The 26,589-nt window shown below is 40.9% G+C and carries 26 protein-coding genes; 13 read left to right on the top strand and 13 right to left on the bottom strand.

Annotated elements, in window-relative coordinates; genetic code table 11:
* Positions 1–180: 180 nt before the first annotated feature.
* From WKK05_RS07450 to WKK05_RS07465, 4 genes are all read right to left on the bottom strand, one after another.
* Positions 181–2,823, bottom strand: coding sequence for a replicative DNA helicase (locus WKK05_RS07450; RefSeq protein ID WP_341529122.1), 2,643 nt, complete (start codon positions 2,821–2,823; stop codon positions 181–183).
* 289 nt (positions 2,824–3,112) lie between these two features.
* Positions 3,113–3,571 (bottom strand): 50S ribosomal protein L9, encoded by a 459-nt coding sequence (rplI, locus tag WKK05_RS07455; protein WP_341531040.1) that lies wholly within the window; start codon positions 3,569–3,571, stop codon positions 3,113–3,115.
* 231 nt (positions 3,572–3,802) lie between these two features.
* Positions 3,803–4,378, bottom strand: a complete 576-nt coding sequence (locus tag WKK05_RS07460) for a DUF924 family protein (RefSeq protein ID WP_341529123.1) — start codon at positions 4,376–4,378, stop codon at positions 3,803–3,805.
* Between the two features lie 5 nt (positions 4,379–4,383).
* A complete protein-coding gene (locus tag WKK05_RS07465; RefSeq protein WP_341529124.1) occupies positions 4,384–4,941 on the bottom strand; it encodes an SRPBCC family protein in 558 nt (185 codons plus the stop codon).
* A gap of 453 nt (positions 4,942–5,394) precedes the next feature.
* Here WKK05_RS07465 and WKK05_RS07470 point away from each other — a divergent pair, with 453 nt between their 5' ends.
* From WKK05_RS07470 to lpxD, 4 genes are all read left to right on the top strand, one after another.
* Positions 5,395–5,589, top strand: coding sequence for a hypothetical protein (locus WKK05_RS07470; protein WP_341529125.1), 195 nt, complete (start codon positions 5,395–5,397; stop codon positions 5,587–5,589).
* A gap of 218 nt (positions 5,590–5,807) precedes the next feature.
* Positions 5,808–5,966 carry a rubredoxin gene (rd, locus tag WKK05_RS07475; RefSeq protein WP_341529126.1) on the top strand — a complete coding sequence of 53 codons (159 nt, stop codon included), beginning with the start codon at positions 5,808–5,810 and terminating at the stop codon, positions 5,964–5,966.
* 51 nt (positions 5,967–6,017) lie between these two features.
* Positions 6,018–7,250 carry an NAD(P)/FAD-dependent oxidoreductase gene (locus tag WKK05_RS07480; protein ID WP_341531041.1) on the top strand — a complete coding sequence of 411 codons (1,233 nt, stop codon included), beginning with the start codon at positions 6,018–6,020 and terminating at the stop codon, positions 7,248–7,250.
* A gap of 211 nt (positions 7,251–7,461) precedes the next feature.
* Positions 7,462–8,508 carry a UDP-3-O-(3-hydroxymyristoyl)glucosamine N-acyltransferase gene (gene lpxD, locus WKK05_RS07485; RefSeq protein ID WP_341529127.1) on the top strand — a complete coding sequence of 349 codons (1,047 nt, stop codon included), beginning with the start codon at positions 7,462–7,464 and terminating at the stop codon, positions 8,506–8,508.
* A gap of 840 nt (positions 8,509–9,348) precedes the next feature.
* On the opposite strand, the gene psbA is transcribed toward lpxD, so the two are convergent.
* Positions 9,349–10,431 (bottom strand): photosystem II q(b) protein, encoded by a 1,083-nt coding sequence (gene psbA, locus WKK05_RS07490; protein ID WP_341525488.1) that lies wholly within the window; start codon positions 10,429–10,431, stop codon positions 9,349–9,351.
* 172 nt (positions 10,432–10,603) lie between these two features.
* Positions 10,604–10,954 (bottom strand): histidine triad nucleotide-binding protein, encoded by a 351-nt coding sequence (locus tag WKK05_RS07495; RefSeq protein ID WP_341529128.1) that lies wholly within the window; start codon positions 10,952–10,954, stop codon positions 10,604–10,606.
* Between the two features lie 55 nt (positions 10,955–11,009).
* Here WKK05_RS07495 and WKK05_RS07500 point away from each other — a divergent pair, with 55 nt between their 5' ends.
* Complete coding sequence (locus WKK05_RS07500; protein WP_341529129.1) at positions 11,010–12,542, top strand: YifB family Mg chelatase-like AAA ATPase; 1,533 nt, start codon at positions 11,010–11,012, stop codon at positions 12,540–12,542.
* 284 nt (positions 12,543–12,826) lie between these two features.
* Here the strand turns inward: WKK05_RS07500 and WKK05_RS07505 are convergent, their stop codons facing one another.
* From WKK05_RS07505 to WKK05_RS07515, 3 genes are all read right to left on the bottom strand, one after another.
* A complete protein-coding gene (locus WKK05_RS07505) occupies positions 12,827–14,272 on the bottom strand; it encodes an ATP-binding protein (RefSeq protein ID WP_341529130.1) in 1,446 nt (481 codons plus the stop codon).
* Positions 14,273–14,356: 84 nt separating this feature from the next.
* Positions 14,357–14,896 (bottom strand): methanogen output domain 1-containing protein, encoded by a 540-nt coding sequence (locus tag WKK05_RS07510; protein WP_341529131.1) that lies wholly within the window; start codon positions 14,894–14,896, stop codon positions 14,357–14,359.
* 316 nt (positions 14,897–15,212) lie between these two features.
* Entirely contained in the window at positions 15,213–15,890 is a 678-nt protein-coding gene (locus WKK05_RS07515) for a response regulator transcription factor (protein ID WP_341529132.1), read from the bottom strand.
* 352 nt (positions 15,891–16,242) lie between these two features.
* Here WKK05_RS07515 and WKK05_RS07520 point away from each other — a divergent pair, with 352 nt between their 5' ends.
* The 3 genes from WKK05_RS07520 (at position 16,243) to WKK05_RS07530 (ending at position 18,552) form a co-directional block, all read left to right on the top strand.
* Positions 16,243–17,106 (top strand): phycobilisome linker polypeptide, encoded by an 864-nt coding sequence (locus WKK05_RS07520; RefSeq protein WP_341529133.1) that lies wholly within the window; start codon positions 16,243–16,245, stop codon positions 17,104–17,106.
* Positions 17,107–17,338: 232 nt separating this feature from the next.
* Positions 17,339–18,079, top strand: a complete 741-nt coding sequence (locus WKK05_RS07525) for a phycobilisome rod-core linker polypeptide (protein ID WP_341529134.1) — start codon at positions 17,339–17,341, stop codon at positions 18,077–18,079.
* 167 nt (positions 18,080–18,246) lie between these two features.
* The gene (locus WKK05_RS07530; protein WP_341529135.1) at positions 18,247–18,552 is read left to right on the top strand and encodes a CpeR family transcriptional regulator; all 306 of its coding nucleotides are present in this window, start codon (positions 18,247–18,249) and stop codon (positions 18,550–18,552) included.
* 157 nt (positions 18,553–18,709) lie between these two features.
* Here WKK05_RS07530 and WKK05_RS07535 read toward each other — a convergent pair whose 3' ends face one another.
* Positions 18,710–19,558: a CmcJ/NvfI family oxidoreductase gene (locus WKK05_RS07535; RefSeq protein WP_341529136.1), complete on the bottom strand. Its 849-nt coding sequence runs from the start codon at positions 19,556–19,558 to the stop codon at positions 18,710–18,712.
* A gap of 369 nt (positions 19,559–19,927) precedes the next feature.
* Between WKK05_RS07535 and WKK05_RS07540 the strand changes: the two genes are divergently transcribed.
* On the top strand, positions 19,928–20,200 hold the full coding sequence (locus WKK05_RS07540) for a metalloregulator ArsR/SmtB family transcription factor (protein ID WP_341529137.1): 273 nt from the start codon (positions 19,928–19,930) through the stop codon (positions 20,198–20,200).
* 513 nt (positions 20,201–20,713) lie between these two features.
* Here the strand turns inward: WKK05_RS07540 and WKK05_RS07545 are convergent.
* On the bottom strand, positions 20,714–21,823 hold the full coding sequence (locus WKK05_RS07545; protein ID WP_341529138.1) for a methyltransferase domain-containing protein: 1,110 nt from the start codon (positions 21,821–21,823) through the stop codon (positions 20,714–20,716).
* A gap of 402 nt (positions 21,824–22,225) precedes the next feature.
* Positions 22,226–22,816: a PEP-CTERM sorting domain-containing protein gene (locus WKK05_RS07550; protein ID WP_341529139.1), complete on the bottom strand. Its 591-nt coding sequence runs from the start codon at positions 22,814–22,816 to the stop codon at positions 22,226–22,228.
* A gap of 298 nt (positions 22,817–23,114) precedes the next feature.
* On the opposite strand from WKK05_RS07550, the gene WKK05_RS07555 reads away from it, so the two are divergent.
* The 4 genes from WKK05_RS07555 (at position 23,115) to WKK05_RS07570 (ending at position 25,361) form a co-directional block, all read left to right on the top strand.
* Positions 23,115–23,720 (top strand): YdcF family protein, encoded by a 606-nt coding sequence (locus WKK05_RS07555; RefSeq protein WP_341529140.1) that lies wholly within the window; start codon positions 23,115–23,117, stop codon positions 23,718–23,720.
* Positions 23,721–23,861: 141 nt separating this feature from the next.
* Entirely contained in the window at positions 23,862–24,410 is a 549-nt protein-coding gene (locus WKK05_RS07560) for a hypothetical protein (RefSeq protein WP_341529141.1), read from the top strand.
* A 274-nt stretch (positions 24,411–24,684) separates the two neighbouring features.
* A complete protein-coding gene (locus tag WKK05_RS07565; RefSeq protein ID WP_341529142.1) occupies positions 24,685–25,005 on the top strand; it encodes a hypothetical protein in 321 nt (106 codons plus the stop codon).
* Positions 24,987–25,361 carry a pentapeptide repeat-containing protein gene (locus tag WKK05_RS07570; protein WP_341529143.1) on the top strand — a complete coding sequence of 125 codons (375 nt, stop codon included), beginning with the start codon at positions 24,987–24,989 and terminating at the stop codon, positions 25,359–25,361. Before WKK05_RS07565 ends, WKK05_RS07570 begins: the two co-directional genes overlap by 19 nt.
* A gap of 158 nt (positions 25,362–25,519) precedes the next feature.
* On the opposite strand, the gene WKK05_RS07575 is transcribed toward WKK05_RS07570, so the two are convergent.
* Positions 25,520–26,335 (bottom strand): DUF1838 domain-containing protein, encoded by an 816-nt coding sequence (locus WKK05_RS07575; protein ID WP_341529144.1) that lies wholly within the window; start codon positions 26,333–26,335, stop codon positions 25,520–25,522.
* Positions 26,336–26,589 lie beyond the last annotated feature (254 nt).

A 26,589-nucleotide genomic window follows, 5' to 3' on the forward strand; every position in this document is an offset into this window, starting at 1 on the left:
GAGCTTTCGCTTTAGCGATACGCTCAAGGCAAGCCGCTCAGTAACCGAGGAGCAGGGGAGACAAGTAGAATAACTCCTAACTTTTGTACAGACGCGCAGACGCTCGAAGAGCGGCTTCTCGTAAGAGTCTAATCGCGTCTCTACTCTTAACTCCTAACTCAGCACTCTCAATGCCCCATTTCAATAATGGCTTGGTCTAGCTAAGTTTTTAAACTTTGTAAACTGTGGATCAAATAGAAGTTTCACAGTGCCTGTCGGCCCGTTACGGTGTTTTGCTACTATCACTTCTGCAATGCCGCGATCGGGGCTGTCAGGATTATAATAATCATCGCGATAGAGCATTACTACTAAGTCCGCATCTTGTTCAATAGAATTGTGAACAACAATGTTATTAGCAACAAAATTATGCAAGCCAGGAACCGTCAGATCAAACACTTCTTCCTCGCCGCTATATTCAATTGAAGCTATTTCGTCCCAATAAACATCACTGTTGGCAAGAGCAAGTAATTCACTTGATTGAACAACCTTAGCAACTTTTAAAGCTCTTTCTCTACTCAAATTTACTTTGTAAAGCGTCGAGCCGCAATAAGAGGTTCCAATATTGGAATGTAATGCTCTCGTTGTCATGCCAACAGCTTTCATTGCAGGAACAACTTGTGTTTTCCAAACATTTTTAGGGATTATATCTCTATTAGTGTTGTGAATACAGTTTTCAAGGTGTTCAAAAATCTGTTGAAGCGAAGCTAGCTTATATTTTCCTACTGCTCCAACCTTTTGAATAAATAACTCAAGGTCAGGCTTACCAGTGATTTTTATATGATACTGATTTTTACCTTTGCCAAATTGAGGAACTATTTTGAGTGTTGCATTAATGCCAAGCCTTAACAAAAGTGTTTGTACATCAAAAGCCAATCTGTAGCTACTGCTTGCATAATATGCAATAGGTCTTAGCCTTTTGCCTGCAACCAACTTGATAGATCCATCTGTACTCCAAAGATGTCTTAAAAAGCAGCCTATTAATTCTTGTGGTTGCGAGAACAAGTCTTGAGGTACAAATTTTTGATAAGATCTTAAACCAAAAACACCAAGGTAGTCTAGCCATTTGGCTATTGGATTTCTCACACTATGAGTGAGGCGTTGTGCTGCGGATAAGTAAACTTGATACCAGCCACGTTCAGGTGAAATTCTTGGAACAATTGCATCTCCAAAAACTTCTTTTGCCAAGAAAGCAACATTCTCAGCTAAATCTATCTCCCTGGTAGTGTACTGTATGGCATGACGTGGCAATGTACAACCGTCGCCAATTAAATGACCTAATAATGCAACCTCAGCATAAGTCATGGTTTGTTGCCCATGACTAGGTAGATGTCTTGGTAAACACAGATGTTGTCTAGGGCTTAATTCGTCTAGTCTACACCAACCATCAATTGTTAGAAACTTGTGATTAGCTGTAGCACAAATTTTTCGACCCAATCGAGTTGTTAAGGTAAATACAGGCTTGATACCTGTAGAAAAAGCATTGCTAACAATTGCTCTCTCTAAGAGCATTGTGGTTTGATTTAACGCCCAAACAGCAAAACCAGATTTACCTACTAATTCCCTAATTGGTACTTGCACACCACTATCTGTTAATGTCACCAGACTATCACCAGTTAAACAACCGGATTCCCTCAAATCTGACAACATTGGACGTTTATTAGTTCGCGATTCCACTCCTCGACTCAGCTGAGAAAGGGCAATCACTGGCACAGATAATTCCCGTGCTAAACCTTTGAGTTGACGTGTAATTTTTGATAATTCTTGTACGCGGTTGTCACCTCCTCCTTCCATTAATTGCAAGTAATCTATGACAATTAATCCTAATTCGGTTCCCTGTTCTGCTTGCAGTCGTCGCGCCTGACTACGCATTTGGGTAACTGTAATATTCGGCGTATCGTCAATATAAATTGGCATTTCCGAGAGGACACCAATTGCACGGCTAAGAGGTTCCCATTGTGTTTGACTGAGGCGTCCACTACGCAGATAACCACTTTCAATTCCCGCCTCGCTAGCTAACAGACGTTGTGTCAGCTGCTCTTTAGACATCTCTAAGCTGAAAATAGCAACTGGTAATTTATAAGAAGCGGCGACATTATGACCAAGGTTGAGGCAGAATGCGGTTTTTCCCATTGATGGGCGGCCCGCGACAATAATTAAATCAGAACGCTGAAAGCCGCTTGTCATCGCATCCAAATCATAAAATCCGCAAGGAATGCCAGGTAAAGCGATGCCTTGATTTCGCTCTTCGATATCCTGAAAATTATTAATTAAAGTGTCAGAAATGTGAACTAAACCTGATTGGGGACGCTCTTGAGTAACGCCGAAAACTTTCTGTTCTGCTTGGTCTAAGACAACTGGTAATTCGGTTTGAAGCTCGTAACCGAGATGTACAATTTCATTGCCAGCTTTAATTAACTGCCGCCGTAGGTATTTTTCTGTTACCAATAAAGCTAAGCTATCGATATTAACTGCTGAAACTGTGCGATCTACGAGAGTTGCTAATTTATTTCTGCCGCCAATCCGGGCAAGTAGATCGTTGTCAGCTAACCAACTGGTAACTGAGAGCAAGTCTGTGGGTTTACCTTGAGCGTGGAGGCGTAACGCTGCTTGATAGATATCTTTATGAGCGCTAATGTAAAAAGCTTCGGGAAAAAGGCGATCGCTCACTCGACCAATCGCTTCTGGGTCTAGTAAAATTCCCCCCAAAATCGCTTCTTCCGCTTCAATATTTTGGGGTGGTAGGCGGTCAATACCATCGCCTTGAAAACTTAGTGCTTCAGCCATATAAAAATAGGAGTCAGGAGTAGAGCGCGATTATACTCTTACGAGAAGCCGAAGCAGAGCGTCTACGCGTCTCTACAAAAGTTAGGAGTTAGGAGTCACGAGTTAGTGAGAGGATGGAGGGATAGAGAGCGGAGGAGATAGGGGGAATATGCTAATTTCTCTTAAAGTTTTTTTCCCTCCGCCCCTCTGCCCCCTGGTTACTGAGCGCAGTCGTAAAGCCTGCGGCATAGCTGCGCTTAGGGCGCAGCCTCTCGTAGAGAAGTATGCTCCTCTGCCCCTCTATAGCCTTCTAGCTGGCGACGACTTGAATATCAACTTGTGCCGTTACTTCAGAATGCAGCTTAATTTCGGCTTGATAAGTACCAAGGTGGTTAATATCGGGAAGGGTAATCCCGCGACGATCCACTTCTTGACTGATGGCTGCTTGAATTGCATCTGCAACTTCTTGGGTAGTGACTGTACCGAAAATTGCTTCGTTTTCACCAACCTGCTTGGCAATTGTCAAGTTAGTAAGTTTTTCTAAAGCTGCTTTTTGCTCAAGCGCTTGTTGCTTGAGTTCTAATTGCCGTTGACGCTCTTGTTCGCGACGGCGTTCTACTTGCTTGAGAATGCCAGCAGTGGCATGAGTTGCCAACTTTTGAGGAATTAGAAAATTACGAGCATAGCCGGGAGCTACGTCCACTAAGTCGCCAGATTTTCCTAGCTTGCTGACATCCTGAGTTAAAACTAACTGCACACGTTTCACCATTGTTCTGCGTTTTTCCTGTAAAATATCGTTAATTTGAGTTAGGGCTGGATAGCTCATGTGAGTGTAGCTCTATCCCCAGCGGCTTTGCCAATAGCATAAAGCTTAAAGATCGTAGCGAAAGGCGGGGTGCGATCGCAACATTAGCTGCCATAAAAATCACTAAAAAGTTCTGAGTGTCAACTTCTGACGCTCAGAACTTCATAGATTTCCTCCCAACCGTAGCAGATTTTTCTATAATAATGAATTTGGTTGCCGTAAAAACTCCTTCTCTTCTGGAGTTGAGGAACGCCCCAAAATGCTATTGCGATGAGGAAAGCGTCCAAAACGCTCAATTATTTCTAAGTGATAAATTGCGTACTCAATTGCATTAGCACAATCAGGATCATGACTAAGTTGTTGAAATAGCTTCACACACTCACGTTGATGAACCAGATTTTCGCTATGTTCAAAGGGTAAATAGATAAACCAACGTTGCACAGGCAAAAATTCGCGATCCCAGCCTTGTGCTACAGCGTGTTGCGCTGCTGACAGTGCTTCCCAATCGGTAGCAAAGGCTTCGGAAGTACCGCGAAACATATTTCGAGGAAACTGATCGAGCAATAGAATAAGTGCCAGACAAGTATCAGGTGAATTAATCCACTCGTCTAAGTATCCTGCTGCCGCCTGTTGGTAATCTTTAAGAAATCGGGTTCGCAATTCCTCATCAAAATTTGGTTGTTTGCTAAACCAAAATTGTCGAGGTTTTCCGTAACTCGGTTCATCAGATTGGCCAAACCAAAATTCCAAAATAGCTTTTGCCTGTGACATTGCTTTTACTGACCTTTACAAAGCACTTGTCGCATTTTACGCATATTCGCAGGCAACTCAAGGTTCATTGCTTGTTGAATAAAAACAGAGGGGATGGGAATAATCGGTGTGGCTTGGACAGTATAAGCAAGCACTGTACCGTTACCGCAATCTTTTAACTCTAATTTGGCATTAAAGTCTTCAAAAGTTCCTTTTTCCATGCGAAATTGAATTTGCTGCCCCAGCACTTCTGCAACGTTGAGGTAAATTTCGACTTGCGCTGTGAAAAAGAAAAAAGCTTTTTGTGCTGCTTGATACAGACGTTTGACTTCGCCTTTATGTGATACCTCACTTTTGGTGATATCAGGAAAATATTGTACCCAACGAGGATAATCAGTTAGTTGCTGCCATACTTGAGTTCGCACTAGTGGCAAATACATCCAGGCTGTGACAGCGCCACCCCACATATTGTGCGATCGCGTTTCTACCAAAATTTCACCCTGCACTAGTAACTTTTGCTTGTCTTGATTCCAAGCCATATCTGAACCTGTAATATTTGAGTCTGAGATATAAGACGCAGACATATTAATTTTAGTTACTCCTCAACTTACCCACAAAACTTGGTTAAAATTGCAAGCTGTCAAAACTTGATCAATTCTAACCCCCTAAATTTTAGTTCCAGTCTGATATATATATTTTCCTGAAACTGTGATTTTTTGGTAATTTTCCCGATAATTTACTTAAAAAACAGTATTTATTATCACAATTTACATAATCAATACTTAAGCAAGTTTTATCAAACTCAAAACTATACTATGAAAAAATAATTATTTAATAGCTAAAATGACACAAACACTATCTAATATTCAAGTTGTAATCAGTCCTGGAGGCTGATACGGTGGGTAAGCAGCAAGAGTTATAAAAAATTTTTGGGGCTAGTGTCAATCCATTTAGATGTGTTCTTTCTGTTTTAACCGTAACTTTATATATATTGTCAACAGAAAGTGTGCTAGTTGTTGAGTAGAGAGGAAAATTAAGTGAGTCAATCTTCTTTAAATCGCAGACTAACCCAGGTTTTCGGTATCCTTCTTGGCGTTGGGATAGCCGTATGGGTACTGAGAGGCTTTGGCATTCTTACTTTTCTTCCAGGTGGAATTATTTGGCTAATATTGCTAGCAGCGATCGCTACAGGAATTATCAGTTACGTCCAAAGGACGTGGTGGCGTTTTTGAAGAAGAATTCAGTAGCTAGAATTCAAGAGTCAGAATTTAAGAGCTTGGGGATTCAAATCCGCTAGTCATACAAGTTAAATTCCAAATTCTGGTTCCTAGATTCTGAATTCTGTGATGTGATAAATGCTGCTTAAGAATTGTAGCCTGCCTATTGTAACTTTCCGTCAAAAGTATTTACATAGTGAAGCAGTACAAACAATTCACTAGAGGAAAGGTAAATGGCAACCCATACTTGTACTGTTTGTGGCTATGTATATGATCCAGAAGAAGGCGATCCAGATAACGACATAGCACCGGGAACAGCCTTTGAAGATTTACCCGATGATTGGGTGTGTCCAGTTTGTGGTGCAGATAAAGAGGAATTTGAAAAACAGTGAAAATAACGGCTAGCCTAGAAAGTAGGTGCTATTGAAGAGAAATTGTTGAAATTGTTGCCGTTACAAATTGTAGTTATTGGGGGTGGGGCAGCGGGATTTTTTGGCGCGATCGCTTGTGCTAAAGCTAATCCTCAAGCCCAAGTTACTTTACTCGAAGCCAGTCGTCAACCACTGGCAAAAGTTCGCATATCTGGTGGGGGACGTTGTAATGTTACCCACGCCTGTTTTGAACCAGAGGGGTTGGTGCAAAATTACCCCAGAGGCGGAAAAGCGTTGCGGGGTGCGTTCACTCGTTTTCAAGCCAACGATACCGTAACTTGGTTTGCCCTGCACGGAGTACCGTTAAAAACTGAAGCTGATGGGCGAATGTTTCCAATTACAAACAGTTCAGAAACAGTCGTGAACTGTCTGATGAAAGCTGTTGTGGCTGCTGGGGTAGAACTTCGCATTGGCACACCTGTCACCTCAGTGAAACGACTTCCCGAAGCTGAGGGATTTGAAATTATTCTCAAGTCGCAAGAGACGATTAAATGCGATCGCTTGCTTTTAGCCACAGGTAGCAGTCTTGTGGGCTATAAAATAGCCAGAGAGCTAGGCCATGAAATTGAACCACCAGTTCCTTCTTTGTTTACCTTCAACATTCTTGATCAAAAGCTGAGGGCATTAGCTGGAGTTAGTGTTAACTCTGTACAGTTGCGGTTGTCTGCTAGCGGAAAAACTCCACTGCAACAGACTGGGCCATTGCTAATTACTCATTGGGGTTTGAGTGGCCCAGCTGTTTTGAAACTTTCTGCTTGGGGTGCGAGAATTCTACACGAGAGCCGTTATCAAGCCACATTATCGATTAATTGGCTGCCGGATTTACACCAAGAACAAGTGCGGGAAAAAATCTTAGCAGTCAAAACCGAATGGGCAAAAAAAGCGATCGCATTACATCGCGGCGTAGAGCTACCCCATCGCCTCTGGCAATATATTATCGCTCGTGCAGGCATTACTATAGATGACCGTTGGGCAGAATTATCTAGTAAAACATTAAATCAGCTGGTGCAAGAACTCACTCAAGGAGAATACTTAATTAGTGGCAAGGGCGTTTTTAAAGAAGAATTTGTTACCTGCGGTGGTGTCAAACTTAAAGAAGTTAACTTCAAGACGATGGAAAGTAGACTAGTTCCTGGTTTGTACTTTGCTGGAGAAATTTTAGATATAGACGGTGTTACTGGCGGCTTTAACTTCCAAAGTGCTTGGACAACGGCGTATTTAGCTGGTAACGCGATGGGAAGCTAGGGGCGAGAGGGACAAATATAACTCCTAACTCCTGTACAGACGCGTAGACGCTCTGCTTCGGCTTCTCGTAAGAGTATAATTGCGTCTGTACTCTCAATGCCCTTTAATAACATTTGAAAAAATCCTAGAATTTTCTTTGCGTTCTTTGCGTCTTCTCTGCGAGACGCTATGCGAATGCGGTTCGATTATTTAAAACACTAAATACCCAATAATGAAATTCAGCGAAATCGTAAATCAATTTGGCAACACCGCCACTGTTCATAGTCTCACTACTAACCCAGACCATGATCCAGAAATTACAGGGGTAGCAGCCCTTGATGAAGCTACTACTGGCACTATCAGCTATATAGAGGGGTCTAAATTTTCATCTTTTGTCAGTAAGACAAGTGCTAGTGCTTTAATTTTGCCTCAAGACGAAAAATTACAGATTCAAGCACAGGAACGCGGTATCGCCTGGATAGTAACCCCAGATCCGCGATTATTGTTTGCTAAAGCGATCGCAATTTTTTACCAACCATATCGCCCAGCTCCAGAAATTCATCCGACTGCGGTAATTCACCCCACAGCAAAAGTTGGTAAGGATGTTTACATTGGCCCTCATGCTGTAATTCAGCAAAGGACAGAGATTGGTGATGGTGTAATCATTCATCCTAATGTAGTTATTTATCCAGATGTTAAAATCGGCGATCGCACCACCTTACACGCCAACTGTACTATCCACGAACGCACCCGCATTGGTGCAGATTGCATGATTCACAGTGGCACTGTAATCGGTGCAGAAGGCTTTGGCTTTGTTCCTACCCGCACTGGTTGGTTCAAAATGGAACAATCCGGCTACACTGTCTTAGAAGATAGGGTAGAAGTCGGCAGCAACAGTGCCATAGATCGTCCATCTGTCGGGGAAACACGTATAGGCAGCGATACAATAATTGACAATTTAGTACAAATAGGACATGGTTGCCACATTGATACTGGCTGTGCAATTGCAGGTCAGGTTGGTATAGCTGGCGGTGCAAAACTAGGGAAACGCGTTATCCTGGCGGGACAGTCAGGAGTTTCTAATCAGGTGAAAGTTGGTGATGGGGCGATCGCATCTGCTAAAGCTGGAATTCATAATGATATAGCACCAGGGCAAATTGTCTCTGGTATGCCAGCAATTCCTCACAAACTATATTTGAAAGTATGCGCTATTTCTAACCGCCTGCCAGAAATGTATCAATCGCTCAAACAATTACAACATCAACTAGGGCAAAAGTGAGTAAGAATACAAACTTACCCTGTCTTAAATAGGTGCAAAGTTAGGAGTTAAAAACTTCTAACTTTTTTTTGGGAAGCACTACTAAAACAGTAGGATTTTCCTCTATGAATAAATTTTAGTAATGTAGACGCGAAACGGCTTTTAAAAGGTGTAATCTCAGCACATTTAGCCATTATAAGATAAAGGCGATTATTTCTTCCAGGGGAGTTTAGTACCCATTTCAGTTTTCAGTTAAAGCTGAGAAGATGAGATAGAAAACTAGTAACCCGACACCAGCAAAAAAAGCCAATAAGTCTTTATCAAGAATATCCATAAGCGATATTAGCTAAGATTTCACTCATCTTAATGCCATACAGAATTGGCTTTTTATTAGAAAAATTTTAATATCAAATCGCTTTTTATTTGAACTTGAGCAAATAATAGATACATAGTTAAAATTTACATAAAGAAAGTCCGCATTAGCGGACTAGGAGAAAAGGGTTTACATGACTTAAGTTGACTATGATATCTTTATATCCTGTTTTTATTTTTGTTGATTAAACAGAAAAAATCAAGCATTTAAGATAAAGTGTTTAGACATAATTCCAGCGATTAAAACTTTATATTCATGGGTACAGCTTTTATAAGCGTTCAAGCTACAACTTCATAAAATTTCAAAAATATTTGTAACCAACAAATCGGTTGTAGAGGTATATACCTGTAAACCTCTACCTATTTATATGAGGCAGGAATTTTGTGAATAAAATACACAGATACCAAAATCTCTGTATGATTTTGTTATGGAAAACAAAAACGCCGCCCATTTCTGGGAGGCGTTTTCTATTTAGCTAATCTTGGGAATTAACCGTTGATAGCAGGAGCAGTTAGGGCTACAGGAGCAGCTTCAGCAGAAGCCAAATCCAGAGGGAAGTTGTGAGCGTTACGCTCGTGCATGACTTCCATACCCAGGTTGGCGCGGTTGATAATGTCTGCCCAAGTGTTGATTACACGACCTTGTGAGTCAATAATCGACTGGTTGAAGTTGAAACCGTTGAGGTTGAAAGCCATTGTGCTGACACCCAAAGCGGTGAACCAGATGCCGATTACTGGCCATGCTGCCAAGAAGAAGTGCAAGGAACGGCTGTTGTTGAATGAAGCGTATTGGAAGATGAGACGACCGAAGTAGCCGTGGGCTGCAACGATGTTGTAGGTTTCTTCTTCTTGTCCAAACTTGTAACCGTAGTTCTGTGATTCTGATTCGGTTGTTTCACGAACTAAGGAAGAGGTTACCAAAGAACCGTGCATTGCACTGAATAAACTTCCGCCGAATACACCTGCTACACCTAACTGGTGGAAGGGGTGCATGAGGATGTTGTGTTCCGCTTGGAAGACAATCATGAAGTTGAAGGTTCCGGAGATACCCAAGGGCATACCGTCTGAGAAGGAACCTTGTCCGATTGGGTATACGAGGAATACTGCGGTTGCTGCTGCAACTGGGGCTGAATATGCAATTGCAATCCAAGGACGCATTCCTAAGCGGTAGGATAGTTCCCACTCACGTCCCATGTAGCAGAATACACCAATCAAGAAGTGGAATACTACCAATTGGTAAGGGCCACCGTTGTACAACCATTCGTCTAAGGATGCTGCTTCCCAAATTGGGTAGAAGTGCAAGCCGATGGCGTTGGAAGAAGGCACAACTGCACCGGAGATGATGTTGTTGCCGTATATTAAGGAACCTGCTACTGGTTCGCGGATGCCGTCGATGTCTACTGGAGGTGCAGCGATGAAGGCGATGATGAAGCAGGTGGTTGCAGCTAGCAAGGTGGGAATCATCAGTACGCCGAACCAACCGATGTATAGGCGGTTGTTGGTGCTGGTGATCCAGTTGCAGAACCGCTCCCATACGTTGGCGCTTTCGCGTCTTTGTAAGGTTGCTGTCATGGTTTTATGATTGCGATTTGTTTATGATGTTTGGGTAGGTAAACTTGCTTACCTGTTTACTACTTTAGAAGCAAAATTAAAATTTGTAAAGTAATGTTAACAACAGTATTGATTATCATAGTGATATGTTTTTCTAATGAATCGCGCCGAAAGACGCGATTCATCGGTTTTATCAACCAGGAGGCCATGCCAACTGGCGTCCTCCCAGGATATGCAAATGTAAGTGGGAGACTGTTTGACCGCCGTCATCACCAGTATTGATGACAATGCGATAACCGTTTGTCAGCCCTGCTTCTTCGGCAACACGCTTTGCAGTTAATAAAAGATGCCCTAATAGAGCATGATCCTGAGATTCAGCATCAGCCAATTGGGGAATGGCTTTCTTAGGAATGACAAGGATGTGAATAGGTGCTTGCGGGTGGATGTCTTTGAATGCCAGCGCTAAATTATCTTCATAAACAATATCCGCTGGAATTTCCCGCCGAATAATTTTGCTGAAAATCGTCTCTGTGGTTTCACTCATGTCAATATACCTACTCTTCTGCTAGAGATTCTAAAGGTTTAGTGCTGTAGAAGAAATGCTTGCCAGAGTCTGGAGTGCATCAATTGTGGGCATCGATGCCGTCAAAGTAGGCGTGGAAGTCGATGTGTCAGGGGGATTACCAGGAATTGTTGTGTTAGGTCTCCCTGATTCAGCGATTCAGGAGTCAAGAGAACGGGTCAAGGCAACGCTAAAAAACGCAGGTTTTGCCTTTCCTATGAGAAAGATTGTGATTAACTTAACTCCAGCTGATTTACGGAAGGAAGGCCCCTGTTTCGATTTGCCTATTAGTGTGGGCATCTTAGCAGCTTCTGAGCAAGTTAACCCTGATTTGCTGGGAGATTATCTATTTTTAGGAGAAGTTTCTCTGGATGGTAGTCTTCGGGCAGTGGCTGGTGTTTTACCTATTGCTGCTAATGCTCAAAAGATGGGAATTGCTGGTTTAGTTCTCCCTGCTGATAATGCCCAAGAAGCAGCGGTGGTAGAAGGATTGGCTGTCTACGGCTGCAAACATTTGTCTGATGTAGTTGATTTTTTAAATAATCCAGGGCGTTATCAACCTGTACAGTTTGCTGACAATGTAGAGACTTTGCACATCACGTCTCTACAGCCCGCAGATTTACACGACGTGAAAGGACAGGCTCATGCGCGTCGTGCTTTAGAAATTGCAGCTGCTGGCGGACACAATTTAATTTTTGTAGGACCACCTGGTAGCGGTAAAACAATGCTGGCACGACGCTTATCGGGAATTCTACCGCCCTTATCTTTTGCTGAATCTTTAGAAGTAACTCGCATTCACTCAGTCGCTGGTTTATTAAAAAATCGCGGTTCATTAGTACGCGATCGCCCTTTCCGCAGTCCTCACCACTCAGCATCCGGGCCTTCTCTGGTGGGTGGCGGCACTTTCCCGCGTCCAGGGGAAATATCCTTATCACACAATGGCATCTTATTTCTAGACGAATTGACCGAGTTTAAACGCGATGTCTTAGAATTCCTGCGTCAGCCGTTGGAAGATGGCTTTGTAACGATTTCTCGCACCAAACAATCAGTAATGTTTCCTGCACAGTTTACTTTAGTAGCAAGTACTAATCCCTGCCCTTGCGGTTACTATGGCGATACCGTTCAACAGTGTACTTGTTCACCACGGCAACGCGAACAATATTGGTCAAAGCTTTCTGGGCCATTAATGGATCGGATTGATTTACAAGTTGCAGTAAACCGTTTGAAACCAGAAGAGATTACTCAACAACCGATGGGAGAAGCGTCAAAATCAGTGCGCCAACGAGTACAAGAAGCACGCGATCGCGCTACTACCCGATTCCAAAAAGAACCAAATCTGCGTTGCAATGCCCAAATGCAGAGTAGTCATCTTCAGACGTGGTGCAAACTTGATGATGCTAGTCGCAATTTATTAGAAGCAGCAATTAGAAAATTAGGTTTATCGGCAAGAGCAAGCGATCGCGTTCTTAAAGTCGGGCGGACTATTGCAGATTTGGCAGGAGAAGATCAGCTACAAGCCAATCATGTTGCGGAAGCGATTCAGTATCGTACTATCGATAGAATGCAGTGATACTGGGGATAGAAGCTAAAATTAAAGTGTAAACTAGCAACGAATTAACTCCGCTTGGAAATTAAAACCGTCTCCAACTGTCTCAACTAATTCACGTTGTAATAGAGTTTGACAGCTAAATCTACCCTCTTTTCCTTGAGTAGGAAGAGAATTTAAAATAGACTATCTAATGAGGGTTAATTCAATACGGTTCGGTTAAGGGAAGAGACGCGATAAATCGCCTACAAAGGACTGATTATTGTAAAGACGGCGATTTATCGCGTCTTTGTGATCTATAACTTTCATTAAAAAACCTTATCCGAACCGTATTGGGAGTTAATTAATTGTTTTTTAGGAATCTTAATTACAATTTCTGTACCTTGTCCAAGAGTAGATAAACAACTAATTTCTCCACCATGTTTATTGACGATTTGATAGCTAATCGACATTCCTAAGCCTGTCCCTGAACCAATAGGTTTAGTGGTAAAAAATGGGTCAAAAATTTTTTGCTTTGCCTCTTCTGTCATACCACAGCCGTTATCTGCAATCCGAATCATCACTTGATTGCTGTCTAAAATTTCAGTGCAAATGTGAATTGTGGGATTGTCAGTAGTTAGTTTGACCTTGTAGTCAGCCGTTGGCTTGTCCACTTTCTCAGTTACTTTTCCTTTAAATGCTGCCACCTTACAACCAACTGTTGACTCTTTCAAAGTATCAATAGCATTAACCAGAACGTTCATAAATACTTGATTGAGTTGTCCAGGGTAGCAATCAATCTGAGGCAAATTGCCGTATTGTTTAATAACTTGAATATCAGGATGTTCTCCTTGACTTTTTAACCGATTTTGTAAAATCAAGAGAGTGCTATCAATGCCTTCATGAATATTAACTGATTTCATTTCAGCCTCATCAAGCCTAGAGAAGTTTCTCAAACTCAGCACTATCTCATGTATGCGCTTAGCACCCATTTTCATCGAGTTTAAGACTTTAGGTAAATCAGTACAGATAAAATCTAATTCAATTTCTTGGATCTTATTAGAAATTTCTATCTCTGTGTTGAAACAGTGTTGCTGGTAGAGTTTGATTAATGACAGCAAATCACTCACATAGTTACTAACATAGGTAAGATTACCAAAGATAAAACTAATTGGGTTATTAATTTCATGGGCTACACCTGCGACTAATTGGCCTAGAGCAGACATTTTTTCAGCTTGAACTAGTTGAGATTGAGCAATTTGCAATTCATTTAATGTTTCTCTTAAATTTTTTGTACGTTCTTGAACATGACTTTCTAGCTCTTCATTCGCTTTTAAAAGAGCTTCTTCTGCTAGTTTACGTTTTTGGATTTCTTTGCCTAATTCGTCGATTTTTTTATTTAAAAGGATAAAATTATTATTAGCGATCGCGCGATTTTCCAAACGTAGGAGAATCAAAGCTGATGACTCAGAAGATAAAGGTTGAATGACTGCGCCTTGGCTACGACATATTAACGTTTGTCCATCATTTTTGTGTATAGTCAGAGTACCAATAACCATTGCTCTACTAGTGGAACAAGCTTGCAAGTACTTGACTAGCTCGTTGGCAGGTTCAGTAACCAAATCAAAGAGCATCCTTTCTTTGAAATCCTGACGGCGTAATCCCAACAAGTTTGCTGCTGGTTGATTGCCAGCTAAAAGCTGACCCTCACTGTTCACTAAGAGTAAAGGTTCTGGTAAAACTCTGGCAAATTCAAGAAACTGTTCAGGAGTCATAGGTTTCTAATTTGAGAGTTTTGCTATATGTGCAAAATTGCACTAAGCTAAAACTCTAAAGACAGCTTAGTGCTATTCGATTTACTATGCTTCTAGCCCTCTAAAGTATTCTCGACCTTCTGCATCTTCTGACTCTTCTGTAGATTTTAAATAAATAACCACTCTGCATCCAGCAGCACCTTGCGCTATGGTTTCTTGCAATTCTACTTTGGCATATCCAAGATTATTAGCTGCGATCGTACCAAAAACATTTGAGGTCATCATACACATAGCAGGGCGATCGTGTACTTTTTCTGCAAACGGGCAAACACGGTTACCAAATACAATTTTTTCTTCATTCTGCTCAATTACATAAAAGTCGCCTTGAATTCGTTTTTTCAAATCAACCAACACAGCGGCAACTTGCTCAGGGGAAAGATTTGAAACTTCCAAAGCAGACTTATAATTTTGATTAATCTGCCTACCCATCCTTTCGCCAACTACGCTAATAAATCCAGAGGCTTCTTCTAGTCCAATTACTTGCTGTAAAGTGCCGGATAATTCGCGAATTAATGTACGTAAGAATATATCCCGCTCTAAAGGTACATTGAGAGCGTCTACCGAGTACTCAAGGGACTTATTCATAAAATTTTTATCTTGCAGTTTTTGAATTACAATTTTATGATTCCCCAATTTTCCAGTGAAATAACTACTTCATAAACTAAGTAATTATGGCTAAAAAGTACGCATGAAGCGTAGTAGAGGGAGAAATCAAAGCCCAACTGCTAGGGTTCAATTGAAACTTTTAACACCTGATGAATCAGTCTTAGTACTCTGTGAGCGTGTCTTTGAGCTTTGTAAATGAGTAATTGAGCTACTGCATCCAATTCTGAGGAATACAAATAACTAAGGAGTTCGGAGTACATAACTCAAATCTGCGGATGCTACAGCTTCTTTACTATTAGTCCAGTTGCTTGAGACGGTAGCCGATACCGTGAACTGTTTCAATAAAATCTTCACAAGCTCCGGCTGCTTTAAGCTTTTGGCGCAAGCTTCTGAGATGAACTTTCACAGCGTGTTCTTCAGGGGAAGAATCTAGCGACCAAATATGTTCAATAATTACACTGCGGCTCAGGACACGACGGCCATTTCGTAGCAATAACTCTAATATACCGTACTCTTTAGGAGTTAAATGTAGGAGGTTTTGCTCATACATTACTTCATAGGTGCTGGGGTTAAGACGTAAATCACCCCATTCTAGGATAGGCGGCGATGAAGCATTACCCCGTCGAAGCAAGGCGCGAATTCTGGCAAATAGTTCTTGTAAATCCACTGGTTTAACGACATAATCATCTGCTCCTGCATCGAGTCCGGTAATTTTGTCGCTAACAGTGTCGCGAGCTGTGAGCATGAGAACAGGCATACTGTAGCTGTGCGATCGCAACCGATGACATAAACTGATTCCATCAAGTTCTGGCAACATTACATCCAGCAGCAGCAAATCATAATCCAGAATTTTAGCTTGATTCCAGCCAGCTTCACCATCTGTAACTACATCAACGATATAACGCTGGTCTGTCAAGGCTTCCGCTAAAGTTTCAGCTAGGCGTACATCATCTTCAACTAAAAGAATCCGCATAGTATTTTTTTACTATATTTTTTAACTATAAAAGTATGTTTAAAACAATTTGCGAACTCTCATTGAGAAAATATTGCAAAAAGTTACAATTTTTCCATTTCGCAATTTCTTTCCGATTTCTTTACAATTTCCTGAGCAATTTCCTTACTTTTAGGATGTACTTTTCTCTCTTAGGTGCGTTTTCAATAACCTCCTCATAACAATTTTGGATTGAAATCTTGAATGGGTAAATAGGAAATTTAATTATTGCCTAATCCCTAATCCCCATTACCCCTTATCCCCAGAGGGGGCCCCACCTTCCCCAACCCCCAATTCAAGAGAATTCTATCTTTCGTCAGGAGATTTGCAGAAAATGGCTTTTGGCCCAAGTTCACGTTTAGGTGTCAGCCTGTTTGAAGATAGCTACCCAACAGAGAGAGTGTCTGGTGATTCAGTAGAAGAACTTGAAGCTACCATCAGAGCTGTTTACAAACAGGTTTTAGGAAATGCTTATGTGATGGAAAGTGAGCGGCTCACAGTTCCTGAGTCACAGTTTCAGCGTGGTGAAATCAGCGTTCGCGAGTTTGTGCGTTGGGTAGCGAAGTCTGATTTGTACCGTTCCCGGTTTTTTAGTAGTTGCGCTCGTTATCGAGCTATTGAGTTGAACTGTAGGCATCTCCTGGGTCGCGCTCCCATCGACCTCAAAGAAATGCGGCTACATAGCACAATCTTAGATGAGAAAGGTTTTGAGGCTGAAATAGATAGTTATCTCGATAGTGACGAGTATCAAAATACGTTTGGGGAAAATATTGTGCCTTATATTCGAGGCTACAAAACAGAAGCCTGCCAAAATATTGTGCAGTTTACTCATACATTCCAATTAGTACGAGGTGCTTCTAGTAGCAGTCTAAAAGGCAACTTGGCAGGGATACGACCTCGCTTAAACAGCTTGGTAATTCAAAATACTCCAACCCCTGTAATTTCACCAGCCAGCGATGGTGCAACATTCCGCAATCCACCTCTTGGCTCTAGAACTAGTCATGGTGTGGTAGCCAGTGATGAAGGTAAAGTATACCGAATTGAAGTCACAGGTTATCGAGCAAATACAGTCAACCAGATTTCTAAATTTCGGCGCAGCAATCAAGTCTATCTCGTACCGTTTGATAAGCTCTCGCAAGAGTACCAGCGAATTCACCAACAAGGCGGTGTAATTGCCAGTATCACACCTGTTAATTAGTTCGATAACGGTGAAAAATCTCATGAATGAATAGCTTTTTAGCTACTTCATTAGGGGTGTAACTTATTACAAAATGCCGAATTACAGAGAAGAGAACATTATTACCCTCCTCATTTAAAAATTTTGCCGTTGAATCTTTCTATCGCTGGATTACTTGAAATTAAAGAGGCAGAAAGAAAGAGTTAGTAATTTCCGTTGTCCCCAACTCCATTATTCAATCTATAACTTTAATATGCCTATTCCTTTATTAAACTATTCTCCTTCATCTCAAAATCATCGTGTATCTGGATATGAAATTCTTGGCGATGAACAACCCAGAATTTACACAGCCGAAAACCTGCCATCACCAGCGGAAATGGATGTTTTAATTCTGGCATCCTATCGCCAAATCTTCCACGAACAACAGATATTATCTAGTACGCAAAAACCCTTTTTGGAATCCCAACTTAGAAACGGTCAAATAACAGTTAGGGATTTTATTCGAGGGTTAGCAATATCTGATACATTCCGACGACTCAATTACGAAAGTAACAATAACTATCGCTTTGTTCAGATATGTGTACAACGCTTCTTAGGTCGTGAAGTTTACAACGAACGTGAAAAACTAGCTTGGTCAATTGTGCTAGCTACTGAAGGGCTACAAGGTTTTATCGATGCTTTACTAAATAGTGAAGAGTACATCAATAACTTTGGTTATAACACAGTTCCTTATCAACGGCGACGGATTTTACAAGGGCGTTCTCAAGGCGAATTACCTTTTGCTAGAATGGCTCGTTATGGCATAGACTATCGTGATAATTTGCCACTTCCCAGTACCGCTTATAAAAAAGCGGAACCTTTCAATTTACAAACTTTCCTACACAGTTCGGACAGGGATGTTGTGTTATTGATATTAGCTTCTTTAGTAGCGCTAATTGTCTCATTTTATTTGTTACCTGCATTTGGCTTACTGCCAAATTTTGGCGGATATTAACTGAAAATTTAGGAAGTGCGATCGCACTTCCGCCAACCTTTAAAAAAAGCAAAAGAATTATAAATTTATTGTATGCAATTAAAGACAAAAATTATTTTTCAGGTACAACTTCATCAAATAATTTGCTAAGCACAACTGCATTCAGATAAAATGATTTGAGCAAAACAATGTTGCCACCACAAGCACACAAAAAGCTCCAATGTTGGATACGAAGCCGTCATTTAATCTGTTCAGGCAACTTTTTTATATTTGAAACTATAGATTATTCCTGCGTTGAGAGATTTACCGAGTGTATGGCTGCTTTGGGAGGAACATTAATTTCTGTTGAACCGATTGACAAAATTTGGATGGGCGACCATCGTCAGGTTTTTCTTTATCGTGTCAAAGCTAGTTTACTTACGCCTTGTAATCAGTTGAGGCAATATTGGTTTAAGTATGGCGGTTTGTACACTAGATTTGATAGAAATTGTTGATGCTAAGAGCCATTGAAGAAGAATGATACAAGAGTGCGTTATGGACTAAAGTCAATAACGCACCAAAAATCTCGAATGGTGCTATACTCTCGTCGAAAACACACCCTTGTATCTTAGAAGAAATAGACCGTAGCCGCTGTATTTAACAGTATTTTATCTATGCAGGATAAAAAACCAGCGTCCGTAACTCAATGCTCTGACGCGGTAGGGCATCTGCTGGGCTTGTTGGGTCGTCGAACCCAGTATGAGCAGCAAACCTCGCCCTTCCATCTTCGGCGGAGTCAAAGCACTTAATAAATACTGCCTCGTCTGGTTGCATTTCTGGGAAGTAAAACCATTCGTGTGTTTTATTATACGTGATAGCGTAGGTTTCACCAACGCGATCGCGATACACCAAATCCCCAGCTACAAGGTCTGTTGGTGCGATACTCTGAGCGTCGCACAGCGCCAATGGTGATTCCTGAACTGGTGCGATCGGTCGCCAAATATTAATCACAGCAAACCGTTGTTGCAGCAGTTCATCAATGTTATCTATGCCTCGCGCTGCTAACTCCACACGTGCGCGAGTATAGCCAGATTTGGCTGTAAAGTCATTATGTACCCGCTTCACTGGCTCCCTGATTCCGGTTTCACCTTGCTGTAAGCGTTGAGCATTACGCAAAGTATGGTCGAACACCACCACTTGAGTTGCACCTGTCACCTCTTTTAAGAGTTCTTCAGCTTCAAGATAATAGATGCGGCGGATCTCATCCTCATTATAGAAATTGTTGACATTGCTATGATGTTCAGTAAACCCGAAGCCTTGTTGATCTAAGGATATGTTTTGGGCGATCGCCCGTGCATCATGGATTGGCAGCTTGTGTGTCTCGTACTTGCCGTTAGATCGGGGGATTCCTGGTGGCGGTTCGTAGGTGTAGTTGAAAGGCTTTTCTGCCATTGGAGTGAGGTAGGTAAGTTCTGCCTCAACGTGTGGCAGTTCAAGAAGAGAACGACTGTTTATACTCATTGGTTACATCCTTTTTCTGAAGTTCAAACGGTAAGATCCCGTGAAGCTCAATATCAGGCAAACACTCCGCAATGATAATTACATCTAAAGGCATCAGCGAAGTTGCAATACATTTGAGTAGTCAATTCGCCCAATCTTGTTACAGCAAGACGCAAAATAGCGATTGACTGCGAATAACATATTCCGTCTTCAATAAATTTTATAATTTGGATCTCGTCAGCTATCTCTAGCTCCAGATGATCAATAGTCAAAGTTAAATACTTGTTTAAGTATTTGACTACTGTAGTTAGCATAGCAGAATTTACAAAAAATGGTCAAATGATGGTTTGAGTATTTTAGTAGGGGGTTAGATGCTGTTAGGATATAGGGATGATTGAGAAAATGAACTATGAAAACCGCGCTAAAGTCTTTACGGCTCTTTCAGACGCAACACGCCTGCGCCTAGTAGATTTATTGCTTGGTGCTGACGAAATAAGTTGTTCAGAAATTGCTCAACGCTTGGATATTAGCCTTTCACTTTCTTGTCATCACTTGAAAGTTTTGACGGAAGCGGGTTTGGTGAAGAACTACAAAAAAGGTCAGACAAGATACTACTCGCTTGAGCGTGCTGTTTTAAATTATACCTTAGAGAGCTTAAGGTGAGTTGCGATGCGATCGCCTAATTATCCCTGTTTTGTCACTTTGGTAGAACCCAATAGCCCAAAGGCTTTATTAGCCTTAATTTTCAGGATTTGGCTACAAACTTTAATTACTATTAGGAAATAGAAGCTCAAAGCTTGACTCAATCAAAGTTGCAGAACCTTGCTTTGATTATTGTTTTTTGAGAGTGACAAAACAGGGTTATTAAGTCTGCTTAATTAATTACGCTTAACAGCGATCACAATGACAACAAAATATTACGCTCTGATACCCCTATGATATTCCAAACAAACTCTTAGTGATACAACTTGAGGGTTGTGATCACTGATGTTCAAAAACTGGAAGTCACGCTGCTAGATTTAGCAGAATATGGTCTTAGGTCATCATTAACAGCCAATTAGCTAAGTGATTATCTCTCAAAATAATGCACAATTTTAGCTATCCCACATTACTAATTTAGATTTACTTAATAAATTAACTCTAAATCCATGTGTGACAAACATTTTCCAAATGCTCTTACTTCAGTGCAGCTATACAAGTTGCCACTGGATAATCTGGATGAAAATCATCTAAATCTTGAGTTGATAATTCTTGTACTGCAACTCCCATAAAACTTGCTAAAACTGTTAGAGGATTACCATAAATATGCAAATTATGTTCAGAAAAATCTTGAAATAACTCTTTCATTCCATCTGGTAATGGTCGCCAATAATCTTTTGGAGCATTATGTAATCTTTGGGCGCTTGGAACCATACAAAAACACTTACCACCTACTCGCAGCCAATTATAAATATTTTGTACAACCACCCAAGGATTATGACAATGTTCCAACACGTTAAAGAGCAATATTGTATCTAGAGACTCTGGTATAATTATTGTTGAATTATGAATATCACCAACTAAAGTAACTCCTGGTCTGGATACTACGTCGAGGGTTTGATATTCAGTTGCATGAAAAAACTGATAAATTTCTTTATTTAGTAGTGTGCCACCTATTTCCAATACAGAGCCGACAACTTGATGCCGAATCTCGTTAACAAATTGATCTAAATAGTATCTATCAATAGGGGTTCCTCTAGTAAAGCCAAACTTATGGCATAAAGGAAATTGCCGTTTCAAATCACCCCAATCTAAAGTACTTACCGCTGGGGAAAGCAGACCCAATGTTGCCAAATATTCTACTGTTTCGCTAAAATCATCAAAACTATAAATTTTTGATTCGTCTGCTATTAAATATTCTTGGTGAAATAGGCAGATAAGCACCTGGTGAGTTTCTAGACTAATCGCACTGAAATCATTCTTTTGGTCTGCACTCCTCAAATTAAGTAACTCTTTTTGAGAAATCTTTAATGTTTTATTACCTAACAAAACCAAGAAATTATTTGAGTTATTACGGGCTTGGATACATTGATTTAGTAAGTATTTTGAAATAAGTGAACAATTAATTTCTTGGAAGCGCTGATACGCAACTTCTAAAGATTGTTCATGGATGAAAATTTCTAGAATAGTCAACCAAGATTTGTTGACAATAATCTGTGTTTTCTGATGATTAGAATCAAATATTGCTACAATTTGAGAATCTTTGGCAGTTAATATTGCACTTGCTACATAGAATTTTTTTATCATAATTTTTCGTTTTATATATTTTAATTAATATAAACTCATTTGTAGATAATATTTATGCGTTAATATCAACAGCTATTTATCTAGTAAATCTAAAGGCAAGTATAAAGAATAAGAACGGCTTTACTTTACATGAATTAATAGAGGAAGCCTCTCCCAAAGGGAGAAGACCATGCTAGTTCACCGCAGAAGCCTCTACAAATTTCCGCAAAATCTAATACCAATTTAATTAATGATTGCAACACATCCCTGGGTGAAGACGCGATTCATCGCGTCTCTACAAATGGTCTATTCGTCACATTCTTTTTTCAAATAGATATAAAATTGAATGACTTCTCCAAAATAGAATTATCTTTGACTAAAGAACCGATATTTTTAGCTTCTTGACAAAAATTAGTAATTTTACTAGATTCTATTACTTTCAGAAGATGCCATTTTTCTTTTCATAGCGATTAATAGCCCAACTGCTGCTATGCTACCCAAGATATCGCTAGGTTCTGGAACCGCAGTAGGTATACTTTTTGTAAAGGTGAAGGTGGCATAATTTAAACTAATTTCTGACCCAATTGGCTGTGGATAACCAAATGCTGTTCGCTCATCTAAATCCCACTGACCTGAGTCATAACTTGAGCTAAACTCTGTAATTAAACCGGAATCATATGGGCCGATAGGTACGAACAAAGTACTATTTCCCCCAGCAAGAGTAGCTACTGGGGTTAGGCTATTCAACACATTAGTAATTGCATTCACCGCTGTTAAGGCGTCCGTATCTTCAAACAATGGTGTACTAGTAGATTTAGTGGGGTCAAACAAATTTATCGCTGAATCTTGAACAAAGTTCACATTGTATAGTTTGTTCCCAATCTGCAAATCTTCGATACTACTAGCATTATTGTTCACAATATTTACTTTAGCAGCATCAGCTCTCACTGCTACACCAACCCAAGCGATCGCAGAAACTGTAATGGCAACACCTAGTTTAATTGCGTTTTTCACGGCTTTTCCAGGCTCCTAAAAACTTTACAGAACGAGTGTGTTCCTTGTAGCAAACAAAAAGCCTTACAAGTTTATGCAAGGCTTCCACTAAGTACGTTTAGTACATTATCTTTTCATGACTTTGATAAGTTTACATAAATGCTTGAAATAAGCAAGATACATCTATTGACCTTCATACAATCTTCATCGAATAGTAACTTCTTTCTCAAACCCGACTACCTAGCCCTATTTAATATCACATTCTGAAACTTTACTAAAAGCGTTGCGTCTGATTATTTTTGCAGATTTATATTGAGCCATGCCCAATTACAGAATTCTCCAAAAATGTTTAGTTTTGGTGATGTTGGCTTTGATATCTGCTTTGTTGCTGGCGATCGCATCTACAGCCTCAAGTATTTATTTATATGGCAGCATTAGTAATAATATCAAGGCAGATGCCGCAATTGTTTTAGGAGCGGCAGCTTGGGGAGAAGAACCATCTCCTGTTTTCAGAGAGCGAATTAACCACGCGATTAACCTGTATAAAAATGGAGTTGTTAAGACGATCATTTTTACTGGCGGAGTAGGCGATAGTAATGAACCAGCCGAAGCTATAGTTGGGAGAAATTATGCGATCGCACAACAGGTAAAAGCTGCCGATATTCTCACCGAAACTCAATCTCGCACAACTCACCAGAACCTCAAAAATGCTCTGGAAGTATCATCTGCTCATCAATTAACCAAGTTTCTGATTGTCAGTGATCCATTGCATATGAAGCGAGCCGTATTGATGGCACAAGGTTTAGGAATGGATGCACATTCGTCTCCCACACCTACCACTCGCTATCGCAGTTTTCGCAGTCAGATAGAGTTTTTGATCCGAGAAACTTATTTTTACTTTGTCTACTTAGTGTTTAAAATCTAGCAGCTAACTTGATATTTTTGGAATCTTTAACTAAAAGCAATTTACTTTTAAGATTTACTTTAAAAATCAGTTTTGAGTAACCTCAACCCGGAGAATAGGTCAGAACACTTGAATAAGTACCAAATATCTGACCGGAAAATTATGCTAACGAGAATTTGGGCCGCTAGAGTTGTACTAGCTTTTTCTTGGCTGATATCTGGGGTGATAGCTTCTGAGCCAATCAATGCTAGTTCTGTTTTGGCGCAGAAGCTTATGCCATTTTCTCAGCCAACGAATCAGACGCAGATTGGTGTCAGCAAAGTTGAATTTGGAATGAGGAGAGTTGACTCTAGAGGTAAAGCTACTTTTATTCCTACAACTAGAGTGCCACTTGAGGAGGGAATCGCCTACGGTTGGCGGATGAAACTTAAAGACTATCAGGGTGAGGTGAAATGGTGGGAAATCTTGCGTTTGCCAAAACCTCCGCAAACATGGGGTACAGATAATGGTGAAGACTTTTCAATATCAAGAGACGGCACTACGGTAGTAACTAGACGCACACAATCAGCTTCAGATGGTGTAATCGAGAATTTTTGGACGATCGCTCCCGGTGATCCAATTGGTAAGCATAAAATGGAAGTTTATATTGATGACCGTATGATAGGTTCTTTCCAGTTTGAAATTATTCCAGCCATGCAAAATCCGAGGTAATACAGCAGGAGGCAGTGGACAGTGGGCAGGTGGTCGCCGAGCGCAGCCGAGGCGAGGCAAGAGTCAAACAGTTTTTATGTCTGGCTTTGAAGCTTAGGTTTTGTACTTCACTATAATTGCAAACTGCTATAAGTAATCAGTAGGCAGCAGAGAGAAAATCTAGTAGGCTAGCACTGATGTGCGACTCTAAATTTTTCCTAGAAAACCCGAACGCCTAGAGACCAGCTAAAGAGTATCTTGGAGATAGAGGTTTGATACTTTTTGGGTGGTGATCGTGATTACTGAAGAATTTCAGCAATTGATTGAAAAACAGCCCTCATGTCCTGAAACACTGCCAACAGCCCTGCAAGCACTATGGTGTGATAGAAAAGGCGATTGGCGCAAAGCGCATGAAATAGTCCAAAATGCCAGTGATGCTGACAGTGCTTGGGTTCATGCCTATTTACACCGTAAAGAAGGCGATTTGAGCAATGCGCGTTACTGGTATCGACGCAGTGGTCAGCCAGAATTTGCCGGCAACCTAAACCAAGAGTGGAAACAAATAACTTCTTTGTTACTGAAGAAAGTTGACGAAGCATGGACATTTACGAAATAAAGCGACGTTACGCCGCAGGAGAAAGATATTTTCCAGGCGTCACCTTAAGTAGGGCTAGACTAATTGCAGCTTATTTGCCTGGAATCAATTTATGGGGAGCTAACTTGAGTGAAGCTAATCTAGCTAAAGCAAAACTTTGGGGAGCGGATTTGAGTAGAGCTAACCTAGCTAAAGCGAATTTGACCAGAGCTAATTTGAGCGGTGTCAAACTGAATGAAGCGAACCTCCGGGGAGCAAAACTCAACAATGCTAAATTGTATGGAGCAAATCTGACTGGCGCTTACTACGATGAAAGCACCCGATTTTCTAGAGGTTTTGACCCCGTAAGCAAAAATATGCGGAAATTGGAAATTTAGTGGCGTGGCACAGCTAAGTTTGTGCATTAGGATTTATGTTTTTTAGGGCTAAAGCCCAACTATGAGCCTTTAGCTATTACACCATTTTAGCTGTGTCGCGCCACTACTAGACTTGCTTTCTTAATTAGGAATTACGAATTACGAATTACGAATACGAATTACAGCTCTTCTGCTGCGGGAAGCGGAAATATTTCGCCAGCCAAATAAGCCTGGAAGTGCTTTTGAAAGTACAACCATGAAGTCATATCTTCCCCGTCTCGAAATACTTTCGGAGCATTCTTATACAGAGGAATCCGGGTATTAATTTCGTCTTGTAACAGTTGGGGCAGTTCAGTTAAACCACTGACTTTGCTACCAACAGCGCTGTAGATTAGTTGACCGGGGCGATCGCCCATTTTCATCCACGGAACCCACTGGCCAATCCGATCCCAACTCAGCTTTAGTTGAGAAACTGAGGTGAGTGCTGGATTGAATAAATCTGCTGTTGGCACAGTTAATTTAAACAATTCTGCTGCTTGATAAGTCTGATTTGGGCTGTACTCAGCAAATTTGGGATCGTCTGCCAAAGGATTGGGGTAAAAAGGAAATATGTCAAAAACGAAGGTTGTGCTATCACCCTCTACTTGCGCGGGAAATTTTCCTTGAAAGATACCCTGCACCGGATCATTCGCTACGTGAATTACTGGTACTGTCTCGCCTGTCCAAGGATTCTCCCATTTACGTAAAATCTCATCTGTCTGTGGGTTAAGGTAGTAAGTTAGTTCCCTAGAAGTAAAATCCCAGCTACCATCTGTAGTCGGAATACACCTACTCACGCTCAATCCCAGAATTTTAAACAGGAGGTGTCGCTTCTCACCAGGAATAAATGCGTAGATTTTACCTTTCCAAATTAGGAAGGTGGATTCAGTAGGGTCGAGAGAAGAGCGAGTTTTAACCCAGTGCTGCGCTTCAAGTTCTTGAATTTGGGCAACCATCTAAAGCATCCTGAGAATTTGCATAATAAAAAGAATACTTTCTGCATGATATAGCACTCAGATACAGCAGAATTCAGGAGTCAGAAGTCAGAAGTAAAATTGGCTCTTTATCTGGCTTTTAAAAGGAACTGCCGAATCCGCAAGGCGGATGAATAAATGGGTGTAAGTCCCGCACCAAATTCAAAATTTGGTGGTGCTTATAGGTGGTGGGTTTAAATCTCCTAGGCTCGTTGATTCTAACTCCTGAATTCTGA

Origin of the sequence: Nostoc sp. UHCC 0302, assembly GCF_038096175.1 — a bacterium.
GTDB lineage: Bacteria > Cyanobacteriota > Cyanobacteriia > Cyanobacteriales > Nostocaceae > UHCC-0302.